The organism is Trichocoleus sp. FACHB-262, assembly GCF_014696035.1.
Lineage (GTDB): Bacteria > Cyanobacteriota > Cyanobacteriia > FACHB-46 > FACHB-46 > Trichocoleus.
Map to the genome: position 1 here is coordinate 74,100 of NZ_JACJPK010000108.1, position 12,281 is coordinate 86,380.

A 12,281-nucleotide genomic window follows, 5' to 3' on the forward strand; every position below is an offset into this window, starting at 1 on the left:
AGGCAGGATTCATGAGCGTCAAAGTTGAGGCGGAAGGTTTGTTACTCGATCTAGATCGAGTTGCCAGAGTGCGGCATCAAATGGCTCAGCATTTAGACAATATTTCGGGAGCCTTGAGTAGAGCTGAGGTGGAGAGTAGTCAAGCTTCTGGCAAGCTGGAGTTAGACGGAGAGATTCAGGATTTAAACCTCACGAGCCAGAACTTGCGCCAAGGTGTGTTCCGCCTGCTAGTTTTGGGAGATATCAAGCGGGGTAAAAGCACATTGCTCAACGCCTTGATTGGCGAGAACCTGCTACCCAGCGATGTCAGCCCTTGCACTGCTCTGCTGACTGTATTGCGCTATGGCCCGGAAAAGCAAGTTACAGTCTACTTCAAAGGCGATCGCCCGCCTGAGCGCTTAGACTTCACCAGCTTTAGGCAAAAGTACACAATAGATCCGAGCGAAGCCAAACAGCTAGAGGAAGTCAAGCAACTCGCTTTTCCCCAAGTTAGCCATGCTGTGGTGGAATATCCTTTACCCTTTCTAGAAAAGGGTGTGGAGATTGTTGATAGTCCTGGACTAAATGACACCGAAGCACGCAACGAATTGTCGCTTAGCTACATCAACAATTGCCATGCGGTTCTGTTTGTCTTCCGAGCTTCCCAGCCTTGCACCCTGGACGAACGCCGCTATTTAGAGAATTATCTCAAAGACCGAGGACTCACCGTTTTCTTCTTGATTAATGCTTGGGACGAAATTCGTAAAAGCTTAGTTGACTTGGATGATGCCGAAGAACTGCGAGAGGCAGAAGCCAAGCTACGGCAGGTGTTTCGCACGAACTTAGCGGAGTATTGCCGCGTCGACGGTCAAGATCTGTATAACCAGCGCGTCTTTGAACTGTCCTCACTTGATGCTCTGCGTCGCCGCCTCAAAGATGCTGCCGACCCGCTAACCGGAACAGGTTTCCCGGAATTTGAAGCCGCGCTTAGTCGCTTTCTGACTCAAGAACGTGCTGTGGCAGAACTGCGCCAATCGACGACCCTGGCTCGCCAAGCCTATAACCATGCTCACGAAGCGATCGCCCGTCGTATCCCGCTGCTCGATCAGGATGTACAGGAACTAAAGGAACGCCTGAAGTCTGTGGAGCCAGAATTTGCCAAACTGAATGAGATTCGCGATCAGTTCCAAGCGGAAATCCGAGAGCTGCGCGATCGCAAAGCCAAGGAGATTGCGACTGATTTCTGCTCCTACATTCTGAATTTAGGCACCACGTTCGACACTGATTTCTTGCGCTACCAACCAAACATTAGTTTTTGGGATTTTCTCTCTCAGGGACGGCGAGAGGAGTTTAATGCTGCTTGTCGGCAAGCGTTTGAGCGTTACATCAACGAAAAGATTGTAGTGTGGCAACGTACGGCTGAGCAGGAAATCAGCGCTGCCTTTGCTGAGCTGGGTAGAAGTGCTGCCAGCTATGGCACTGATTACAACCGCATCACCGACACCATCACTGAGAAGTTAATCGGGCAAACCATCTACACAGGCAACGCTTCATCAGAAAATAACTCTCCGACTTGGGCGAGATGGGCGATGGGATTCTTCTCCCTAACATCGGGCAATATTGCTGGGGTGTTTCTGGCGGGAGCAGGGTTTGATTGGAAAAACATCCTGGTCAACTATATTGCGGTGATTGGTATTACCAGCTTTCTAGCGCTGTTTACAGGTGCCTTTATTGGGCCGATTGGTATTATGTTGGTTGGTTTAGGGATTGGTGCTTTGCAACTGGACCAAGCTCGCCAAGAGTTTGTTAAAGCTACGAAAAAAGAGTTCGTCAAACATCTTCCTGATATCGCTCGTGATCAATGGAACCCAATCAATCAACTGATCAAAGATTGCTTTGATGCCTATGAGCGAGAAGTAATGAAGCGGATCAATGATGATATTCAAGCTCGCAGAGCTGAACTGGACAATTTAGTAGCGCAGAAGGAATCCCATGAGATTAATCGAGAAGCGGAAGCCAAGCGTTTACAAGCCTTAGACGCAGAAGTATTGTCTGAAATCCGTACCGTTGAATCAGTTTATAACTCCATGTTGCTTCTATCCGTTTAGCTGTGATCAACGATTAGGGATATGCCAATTCCTGGCTGGCTGGCGATCGCGTCTACTTTTAATTGCTCATTTCGCTCCACTAAAAAACATCAACAACCATGAGTGCCAAAATTGAAGCGACAGGATTTCTCAACGATTTAGATCGCGTGGCTCAAGTGCGATCGCAGGTCGCCAACTCTTTGGGCCGCATGGTCGATACCCTGAAACAATCCGAGTTAGAGGGAGCCACTAGTTCGGGGCAGCTCGGTCTAGAACGTGATATCGAGGATCTCGCTGTAGCCAGCAAAAACTTGCAGCAGGGCGTATTTCGGCTGTTGGTATTGGGTGACATGAAGCGGGGCAAGAGTACCTTCCTGAATGCGCTGATCGGAGAAAACCTGTTACCTAGTGATGTCAATCCTTGCACCGCTATCCTCACAGTGTTGCGCTACGGGCTGGAGAAGAAAGTGACAGTGCACTTCAATGACGGCACTCGTCCAGAACAGCTCGACTTCAAAACTTTTAAGCAGCGCTACACCATTGATCCAGGAGAAGCCAAAGAACTAGAACAACAGAAAAAACAAGCCTTTCTCAATATCGATTGCGCGATCGTGGAATACCCACTTCCCCTGCTGCAACGTGGGGTAGAAATTGTGGACAGTCCGGGGTTGAACGACACGGAAGCACGCAATGAGCTATCTCTCGGATACATCAACAACTGCCATGCGATTCTATTTGTCTTACGGGCTTCTCAACCTTGCACGTTAGGGGAACGCCGCTACCTAGAAAACTACATTAAGGGCCGAGGTCTGACGGTTTTCTTTTTGGTGAATGCTTGGGACCAGGTGCGGGAAAGCTTGATTGACCCTGATGATACTGAAGAATTAGAAGAGGCCGAAACCAAACTACGGCGTGTTTTCAAAGCCAACCTAGCAGAATATTGTGTGGCTGATGGCTACGACCTCTACGAAGAACGGGTATTTGAGTTATCTTCGCTCAAAGCTCTGCGCTTGAGAGTCAAGAATCCAGACGCTGCTCTCGCTGGCACAGGCTTCCCAGAGTTTATGGGCGCGCTGAACATCTTTTTAACCCAGGAGCGAGCCATCTCTGAATTGCGGCAAGCTAGAACCTTGGCAAGGCAGGCAGCTACTCATGTAGGAGAAGCGATCGCCCGGCGCATTCCCTTGCTGGATCAAGATGTGAATGAACTCAAACAACGAATCAACTCGGTAGAACCAGAGTTCGTCAAACTCACCGAGATTCGCGACCAATTTCAAGATGAGATCCGCAACTTGAGAGACCGTCGAGCTAGAGCGATCGCGGATTCCTTCCGTACTTATGTACTGAACCTGGAACACACCTTCGAGCAAGACTTTTTGCAGTATCAACCGAATCTGCAATTCATGGACTTTTTTAGCCAAGGCAAGCGAGAAGCATTTGCAGCACAGCTAGAGAAATCCTTTCAGCAATATGTCAATGACAAGTTCTGTGCCTGGAGCCTCACCGTCCAAAAGGATATGGAAGCTGCCTTTACCCAACTCTCCAGCAGGGCTGCGAACTATGGTGCCTCTTATACCCAAGTCACTGACCAAATCACGGCCAAGTTAACCGGACAGAAAATTCAAACTCGCACCAACGCCTCAACTGAAGATGATTCTCCGGCTTGGGCGAAGTGGGCAATGGGTTTAGTTTCTCTCGCCAGAGGCAATTTGGCGGGCGTGGCGATGGCAGGAGCAGGCTTCGATTGGCAAAATATTTTGCTCAACTTCCTGACTGTGACCAGCATTGCCGTGGTGGCGTCGTCTATGTTCGGTATTATGCTCGGTCCCTTGTGGCTGGGCTTAATTGGCTTAGGAATGGGAGTGGCGCAAGCCGATCAATCCCGCAAAGAATTGGTAAAAGCCACGAAAAAAGAGCTGGTGAAACATTTGCCGCAGGTGGCTCAAGAGCAGTGGCAACCCATTTACAGTGCGATTCAAGAATGTTTTGATTCCTACGAGCGCGAGGTGATTAAACGCATCAACGACGACATTCAATCGCGTAAAGCTGAGCTAGAAAATCTCTTGCAACAAAAAACGTCCCATGAAATTAATCGTGAGAATGAAATCAACCGCCTCAAAGGAATTGAAAAATCTGTCCTCTCTGACAGTCAAAACGTTGAGACGGCCTATCAAAACTTACTTAGAGTTTAAGCGCGATCGCGCTTTCCCGTTCTTCTGACTTATTTAGCAGAAGTATTCAGCGGATCAGCCACATATTCGAAGGTAGGCTCAGAGTTCCAGGGGCCACGTTCGTCTGGCTTATCTCCATCTGTCGATAAGTTGAAGTAGAGTGCTACCGTCTCATCTGGCTGGATGTTGCCAAACATCGGATCAGTGAGTTTGCCCATGGAATCTAGCGCTTTCATAAACATCTGCGTGTGCGAAATTTCGCGTGTCAACAGATGAACGAGGGTTTTTTTGGTTCCTTCATCGGTACATAACTTGATCAACTCTTCGTAGGTTTGGCGAGCACCCGCTTCTGCGGCAATATTTGCTCTCAAGTCACGCACCACATCTCCGCCTTCGTTCAAGTAGCTAGCAGTCCAGTTATTCCCTTGACTATCTAGAAAATGAGGCCCCTTACCGCGCACTGCAAAGAGCGTACTCTTGTAGGCTTCTGTTTGGTCCACATCTTTTGTATGAACTTCAATCAGTTTGCCTACCATTTCAAGGTGGCTAAATTCCTCGATCGCGATGTCTTGTAACATGTCTCGAATCCCGGCATTCTCCACATGGAAAGACTGCACCCAGTACTGCAAGGCGGCTGAGAGTTCTCCGGTGGCTCCACCAAACTGCTCTAGCATCAACTGAGCAAACCGAGGATCGGGCTCATTAACTTGAACTGTATGAATGGGTTCTTTTTTATGAAAAAACATAATCTTGGCCTCAGGCTCCTAATAAATTCGGTGCAATGAAATTAAGAGATATCTCAAAATTCACTGTGGATTTTCACAATCCTGCGTTCAGCTTAGGAGGCCTTACAGATTCATTCGTACCGCTGGAGGTATAGTTAATCGAAATAATTGATTTTCCTAAAGGGAGTATAAATACTCGCCTGAGCGCACTCTCTCTCCTTTTTTTAACAAAATTTTCAGCCAAAATTCCCTTCAAATTCTGAGCAAAAATATCACTTTAAGACAAGTATTGATGAGGCTCTTTGCGATCGCTTCCCCAGACGCTTCCACAGACATTTCTAGACAAAATTTTTGAGATTGATATCTTATAAACAGGCGTTCAAGTCAACCGTATGCAGTCACCCAACGCTTCCCAGAATTTACTAACGACGCTTAAGACAGCGGTAGGTCTGCTGGACTTAGAACCCAATTCACCCTTGAAGCAGGATGTCATAGCAGTTTGCGATCGCCTGACCAGTTCTGATTTTCGCATCGCAGTATTCGGCCCCTTCAACTACGGTAAATCCACGCTGCTGAATGCCTTACTCGGTGAAAAAGCGCTACCGATTGACCTGATTCCTACTACAGGCGCAGCGATTCGAGTCAAGTACGGCTCTGACTTATCCACTCGGATTTTGTTGAGCAGTGGCGCTGAGATCTGCGAAACGGGCACCGATGTTTTGAAGCGATTTGCCATCTTAGATGATCAGCGGCGGATGCGAGAGGATGTGGCTGCTGTTGAGGTGTACTGTCCCCATCCTTTTTTGCAAACAGGCGTAGAGCTGCTAGATTTACCCGGAACTAACGATCGCGAGGCTCAAGATGCCTTAGTGAAAGACCAACTCTTAACTGCAGATTTGGTCGTGCAAGTGCTAGATGGTCGCAAACTGATGACCTTGGGAGAACGAGAAAACCTGCGAGATTGGTTGCTCGATCGCGGCATTACCACGGTGGTATTTGTCGTCAATTTCCTCAACTTAATGGAACCAGACGACCAAAAAGAAGTGTACCGCCGCATGCGCTTCGTTGCTGAAAGCTTCCGCTCTCAACTACCTCCGGGTGTTAGCAATCTATATCGTGTCGATGCCTTACCTGCACTGAGATCCCGCCTAAAAGGAGATATGGCAGCGGCTCAGACGGCAGGACTCCCTATGTTTGAATCTGCTTTGCAGAGCATTGTCCAAGCACAGCGTGGTCAGAGCGAACCTCGTTTACCGCGTGTAGTCGTGTTAGCGAACCAAGTACAACAAGCTTTGCAATCTAAGCGAGAAGCGATCGCCCATGAAATCGCCACAGCAGAACAAACCCGCAACAAAAAAGTAGAAATCCGCCAAAAAGTCCAAAAACTGATCAAAGATGGGTTTCTCGCCAGTGCTACTCAATGCCGCGATTGGCTATCTCTCCCTAACCTGCTCGATCGCTACCAAGCCGATGCTGCCGACGCTCTCCAGAGATTTGACTTCGCCACCTGGGAAACCAACACACTGAAACCTGCCTGGAACGAGCAAAAGCGAGCACTCGCCGAATGGGTTTACAAAGCTTGTGATTTTCTCAACTGTCCTCGACCTACAGATCCGTGGTTTGCTTTCCCTGAAGCGCCTCAAGTCTTCCTGCCACAAGACCCACCCACAACCAAAAACTTTAGTTCATCGAGTGATTCTACACCTGTCGCGATCGCCACTGGGCTAGGCTGGGTGTTAGGAGGCCCATTAGGAGCCGCAGTTTTAGGAGGAGCCAGCTATCTGCTCAATCAAACCACTGATACTCCTGCCTCGGCACCGCCCACTTCTGCCGCAGCTTACACAGCCCAAACTCAGCAAGCTTGTTCGGAGGCTGCGAAAGATTATTTAATTCGCTTCAGCACTCTGGCTTTGGCAGCACTGCGCGACTACGAACTCACAGCCGAGCAAATCTTCAATTTCTCTGTACCCGCCGAACCCCTAGAACTTTCCCACCAACGCCATCAACTGCGATTGCTAGAAGCTACTTTAGAGAACCTAACCCAAGCCTTAGCATCAGTTCCCCATTAGAGCTACAGGATTAGCGCCTTTGCCAGCGTAGGCTATAAGTATGCTTAAGAATGATGCGGTAACGAGAATTACTTGGATAGGCTAGAAGGTAAAACCTCCTATAGAAACCTTTTATGCATACCACCCAAGATCCGTTTCAGAAGGCCAACTATTTCTTTAGAAAAGCCGACTATGTGAAATGGCATCGGCAGCAAAGTAAGCAACAAATTCTGCGATCGCAAGTTGGGTTTATTGAGACTGCACCCTCTCGCCCGAAAGCTTGCCAGGGTTGCGCTCACTACCACGGCGTGGCTTACGGCACTGCTTACGAGAGCCGACGTATGTTGATTTGTGGGTTCCATCCCTATGGTTGGGGCAACCAAGGGACTTGCCCTGACTGGGAAGGCGGCTTCTAAAGGCAGTTTAAGCGCTGGTATCTGGATTTGTATCTGGGTCGCAGCGAATCTCAACCAAAAAGCCATCGGGGTCATAAAAGTAGATGCCGCGTCCGGTGGGGCGGGTGACTGGGCCTTCTGCGATCGCGACTTGATTTTGGTGCAGTACTGCCACAGCTTGATTAAATAATTGCGGCTCGATATCAAAGGCTAAATGATTGGCACGGGTAAAGCCTCGACTAGGATCTGGATCGGGTGGTGTGAGATCTGGCTCCCAAAACAAATCGAGCACAGTACCATCAGGCATGACAAAATTAGCAACTTTCCCTGCTTCTACAAGCGATCGCAATGTACTTGGAATCGCATCTCCGGTTAGCTCTTGTAGCCCTAACAAAGTGCCATAGAACTGTCGCGAGGCTTGCAGATCTTGCACATTTAACGCGATGTGATGCATGCGACGCAGCATACCAAGAGCCAAAGTGGAGTTGCAGGTGGAGAAACTAGATTGCATAACGAGCACCATTCCATTCAGAACATATTGCCAGAACGATCACCAGCACTTCTATTCAATCTAAATCAGACCTAGAGTAGCCATGTCATTTGATTATTCTTTGGACTTCAAAACCATTGATTTCCGCCAGCACCCAGAACTGTACCGCGTTGGAAAAGGTGAACAGGGTGTGCTGATGGTAGAGCCGTACAAGGCAGAAATTTTGCCTCACTGGCGTTTCAAAACTCCTGCGATCGCTAAACAGTCTAGCGAAACGATTTACCAGATGTTTCTGGACTATCTGGAACAGGGAGATTTTGTCGGAGCAGATATGGCTCGAAAATTTCTGCAAATGGGTTACACGCGATCGCGTCGTTATGCCAACCACAAAAACGGCAGAAAATACCAAGCCAATCCGCAAAAAGCGGGTTCTGAAGCTGACCAGCAGGCAGCACGACAGCAAGTTTTGCCTTACGACGTAGATCCGATCAAGGCAGAATCGGCGGCTATCTTTAAGGAGAAATGGGTCCAAGCCAAGACGAACCCGCACTATCTGCAACTCTTAGCCGCGCATCGCCAAAAGTACGAAGCAAAGCCTCTGTGATCTCGCTACTTGGGGTGGGCATACTGACACGGTTACGTGCAGCAATTCAGCCCTAGCCCCTTGTCGGAAAAACAGCATGAGGCACCCTGACGACCAACCCCAACCCTTAGGCCCAACTGATTGGATGCTAGCGAAAGAATTGGGAACTGTGATTAGCACTCAGCAACGCTTTTACCAATCCTGCGATGGAGCCTTGAGGGCTTTGCTCAGTCTCTCAGAGTGGGGCATTGTACAAGAAGCAAATGATGTCACTGTGTTGTTGGTGATGTGTCCCACGATCGCTGTTACCGATCGGTTGCTGAAGCGCTGCACGAGCCTAGCTAACAAACTATTGAAGGTTGCCGATACGCCTGCTCATCTGCATATCCAAGGGCCAGACTGCTGGTTTCGCTGTCCAGCAGATATTCTTCGGGGGCAATAGCTCGATTTAAAAAGTGAGGCGGCGGGCTGTACCATCATCCTTAAAGCGCTGTTCACCGATGCCCACGAGTTCCACAATAATTTCGCGATCGCTCGGTGTCCAGTTGCCTTGCCGCGCTGCAATCTCTACCACGGTTTGCTGGCCTTCTTGCAATACTCGATAGTGAGTCGTAGCCCAAGCACCATCCCGATACTCAAAGGTATGACCATCATCTTCATAATGAGTCCACTCGCCAGTTCCGGGCCAAACTCTTAGTCTGAGTTCGTCTAGCGATCGCTCATTCACATACTGCATCACAGGAGACATGGGAATGATGCTCCCGGCGGCGACATAAAGTGGCATCCGTTCTAGCGGTGCGTCAGCCAGGATGTGTGTTGGGCCTTCAAACTGCTCTCCACTCCACCAGTTGTACCAAGTTCCTGCGGGTAAATAAACAGCTCGACACTCTACACCCGGACGATAAACTGGCGCGGCCATCAAGGATGGACCAAGCAACACTTGGTCGTACAAGCTGTAAGTTTTGGGGTCGTTTGGGTACTGGTAGAGCAGCGGTCGCAGAATCGGTTCTCCTGCGGTTGCGGCTGACCAGAACAAGCTGTAGAGATAAGGCAGCAATCGATAGCGTAGCTCGATGTATTCGCGGCAGATGGCTTCCACGCGATCGCCAAATACCCAGGGTTCATGCTGAGCTGTACCCATCGAGGAGTGACCCCGCATTAAGGGGTACAGCATCCCTACCTGCATCCAGCGGGCAAACAGCTCAGCGGTGGCATTGCCTGCAAACCCTCCAATATCACACCCCACAAAGGCCACGCCCGACAATCCCATATTGCAGAGCATCGGCAGGGACATTTCCAAATGCTCCCACAGCGATTGGTTATCCCCCATCCAGACGGAAGACCAACGCTGCACGCCTGCATAACCCGATCGCGTCAGGACAAAGGAGCGTTCTGTGGGACGGAGTTTCTTTAGGGCTTCAGCCGAGGCTTGCGCCATGTTTAAGCCATAGAGGTTGTGGGTTTCGGCGTGAGTAGCCTGCTCACCCTTCGGTCCTTGCGGTGCATCAAGGGGAAACCAAATTTTGTTTCCGTTGTCTCCAAAGGGGCGATCGTCTAAAGCAGGCTCGTTCATGTCGTTCCAGATCCCTGCTACACCTGCTTCGGTCAGATTTTTGTGCCAGTCAGCCCACCAACTGCGAACTTCTGAGCGCAAGAAGTCAGGAAATACAGCTTTGCTGGGCCAGACGTAACCGTGAACTAGTTGTCCATCAGCTTTCCGGACAAAGTAGTCTTTTTCTAGTCCTTGGTCGAACACAGCATAGTCGGCTTCTGGCTCGTATTTCACCCCAGGATCAACGATGGTTACAGTCTTAAATCCATCTTCAGCCAAGTTGCGAATCAGTTTGTCGGGTTGGGGAAAGCGTTTGGGACTCCAAGTGAAGACCCGATAACCGTTCATGTAGTCGATGTCGAGGTGGATGACATCGCAGGGAATGCGGCGTTCTCGAAACTCATGGGCAATTGTTTGCACCACATCTTCAGATTCATAGCTCCAGCGGCATTGGTGATAGCCGATCGCCCACTGAGGTGGCAGAGACATCCGTCCGGTTAGCTCGGTGTAGGTGTGGATGATTTGCGCTGAGGTGGGGCCGTAGATGATGTAGTAGTCGAGTTCGGGGCCACGGGTTTCCATGCGCCAGACCCCAGGTTGATCTGCGCCAATGTCAAACTGGCTCCAGTAGGTGCTGTTGAAGAAAATGCCATAGCCTACTTCGGGCCGTAGCGCCATAAAGACAGGAATGGCTTGGTACATCTCATCGCTGAGAGAACCGTAGTCGAGGGCGTCTGTAGTCCAGTTGGTTTTGACTTCGGCGAGTTTGTCGAGGAACCCAGTGCGCTCTCCAAACCCGTAGAAGTGTTCGTTGGCTTCAATCTGCTTCCAAGCGGCGATCGCACCTGTCCGCCAAGCCATACTAGGGGCTACATCTTGGGCGAAGGGACGATTTTGGGAGTCAAAGCAAGTAATTTGGGCGGTGTCCCGCTGGATGGAGAGACGGATCTGCTCGGTTTTGATTTCGAGGGTGTTGGGGGTTTCTTCGAGGTCGAAGGAGACGGCGGACCAGTCGTGGTCGTCTTTGGTGACGGCCCAGGAGCGACGAGGTTGAAAGGTGCCTGTGGGGGCAAGGCGGACGCGAATCAGGTTGGGAGCCAGGATGGCGATCGCGAATTTGGGGCCACCACAATCGAGATAAAGGGTGCGATCGTCTTTTTGAATGGATTGAATTGCACCAATGGTAGACCAGGGTTGGGTAGTAGTAGGGAGTTTTCCAAATACTTGTGGCATGTGGGTTCAACCTGATTTTTATCGGTTTAAGTCTGGGAAATCCAAGTCCTTGGGGGCGCTTGCCCCCAAACCCCCGCTGAGGGACGGCTGCGTCCCCCAGACCCCCTCCAGAGGTAACTTCTGTGAGGTGGCTATGTTTTAATTCTGGCTTCTCTGGCTCCCCTTCCCTGCCAGGGAAGGGGCTGGGGGTTAGGTCTCAAAGCAAGGAGATCCACACTATCCTTGCAACAAGGATTGAGCGCCATCGATCCAGACTTCTGTACCTGTGATGTGGCTGGAGTTGTCGGAGGCAAGGAAGAGGACGAGTTGGGCAACTTGTTCGGAGGTGCCTGGTTTGCCGTCGGTGAGGGGGATTTTGCCTTCCGGAAATTCGACGGGTTCTTGGATTTCCTCTAGGGCGCGGCGTTCGGTGTTTTCGTCGATGTTGGTAGTGATAGCTCCGGGGCAGATGACGTTGACGCGAATCCGATGCTCAGCGAGTTCCAAGGCAGCCATTTTGGTGAAGGCGACTTGTCCTGCTTTGGAGCAGGCATAGGCGGTGGCGCCGGTGTTGCTGAACATGCGGGTGCCGTTGACGGAGGAGGTAACGATCACGGAGCCGCCTTGTTTCTTCAGTAGTGGGATGGCGTATTTGACGGTGAGAAAGGTGCCTTTGAGATTAATGTTAAGGGTTTTGTCCCACTCGTCTGGGTCTAGTTCCTCTAAGGCAGTCCAGACGCCGTTGATGCCAGCGTTGGCGAAGACAATATCTAATCTGCCCCATTTATCTGCGATCGCCTGAATTGCTTGCTGCATCGCCTCAGGTTGGGAGATGTCAGCTAGTACTGGGATGGCTTCTCCACCCGATTTTTGAATCTCTTCTAGGGTCTGTTGCACATCGTCGTCAGTACGGCCTAAAGCTGCTACTTTGGCTCCTTCTTTAGCCAGGAGTTGAGCGGCGGCTTTACCGATTCCAGATCCGGCTCCTGTGACTAGTGCCACTCTCCCTGCCAGTTGCATACGATCTGTTCTCCTCAAA

At 50.2% G+C, this 12,281-nt stretch carries 10 protein-coding genes; 6 read left to right on the plus strand and 4 right to left on the minus strand.

All coding sequences use genetic code 11. The features are described from left to right. Positions 1-11: 11 nt before the first annotated feature. Entirely contained in the window at positions 12-2,087 is a 2,076-nt protein-coding gene (locus H6F68_RS25950; protein WP_190563522.1) for a dynamin family protein, read from the plus strand. Positions 2,088-2,185: 98 nt separating this feature from the next. Then, entirely contained in the window at positions 2,186-4,258 is a 2,073-nt protein-coding gene (locus H6F68_RS25955; RefSeq protein ID WP_190563524.1) for a dynamin family protein, read from the plus strand. Positions 4,259-4,287: 29 nt separating this feature from the next. Here H6F68_RS25955 and H6F68_RS25960 read toward each other — a convergent pair whose 3' ends face one another. Then, entirely contained in the window at positions 4,288-4,983 is a 696-nt protein-coding gene (locus H6F68_RS25960; RefSeq protein WP_190436608.1) for a manganese catalase family protein, read from the minus strand. 371 nt (positions 4,984-5,354) lie between these two features. Here H6F68_RS25960 and H6F68_RS25965 point away from each other — a divergent pair, with 371 nt between their 5' ends. Continuing rightward, positions 5,355-7,031 carry a dynamin family protein gene (locus tag H6F68_RS25965; protein ID WP_190563526.1) on the plus strand — a complete coding sequence of 559 codons (1,677 nt, stop codon included), beginning with the start codon at positions 5,355-5,357 and terminating at the stop codon, positions 7,029-7,031. Between the two features lie 113 nt (positions 7,032-7,144). Further along, the gene (locus tag H6F68_RS25970) at positions 7,145-7,426 is read left to right on the plus strand and encodes a hypothetical protein (protein ID WP_190563528.1); all 282 of its coding nucleotides are present in this window, start codon (positions 7,145-7,147) and stop codon (positions 7,424-7,426) included. Between the two features lie 7 nt (positions 7,427-7,433). Here the strand turns inward: H6F68_RS25970 and H6F68_RS25975 are convergent, their stop codons facing one another. Beyond that, the gene (locus H6F68_RS25975; protein ID WP_190563530.1) at positions 7,434-7,916 is read right to left on the minus strand and encodes a VOC family protein; all 483 of its coding nucleotides are present in this window, start codon (positions 7,914-7,916) and stop codon (positions 7,434-7,436) included. Positions 7,917-7,998: 82 nt separating this feature from the next. Between H6F68_RS25975 and H6F68_RS25980 the strand changes: the two genes are divergently transcribed. Continuing rightward, positions 7,999-8,499, plus strand: coding sequence for a DUF4385 domain-containing protein (locus H6F68_RS25980; protein WP_190563532.1), 501 nt, complete (start codon positions 7,999-8,001; stop codon positions 8,497-8,499). A 76-nt stretch (positions 8,500-8,575) separates the two neighbouring features. After that, positions 8,576-8,920, plus strand: coding sequence for a hypothetical protein (locus H6F68_RS25985; RefSeq protein WP_190563534.1), 345 nt, complete (start codon positions 8,576-8,578; stop codon positions 8,918-8,920). A 6-nt stretch (positions 8,921-8,926) separates the two neighbouring features. Here H6F68_RS25985 and H6F68_RS25990 read toward each other — a convergent pair whose 3' ends face one another. Then, positions 8,927-11,263 carry a glycoside hydrolase family 31 protein gene (locus H6F68_RS25990; RefSeq protein ID WP_190563536.1) on the minus strand — a complete coding sequence of 779 codons (2,337 nt, stop codon included), beginning with the start codon at positions 11,261-11,263 and terminating at the stop codon, positions 8,927-8,929. Between the two features lie 216 nt (positions 11,264-11,479). Further along, positions 11,480-12,262, minus strand: coding sequence for an SDR family NAD(P)-dependent oxidoreductase (locus H6F68_RS25995; protein ID WP_190563539.1), 783 nt, complete (start codon positions 12,260-12,262; stop codon positions 11,480-11,482). Between the last annotated feature and the right edge of the window lie 19 nt (positions 12,263-12,281).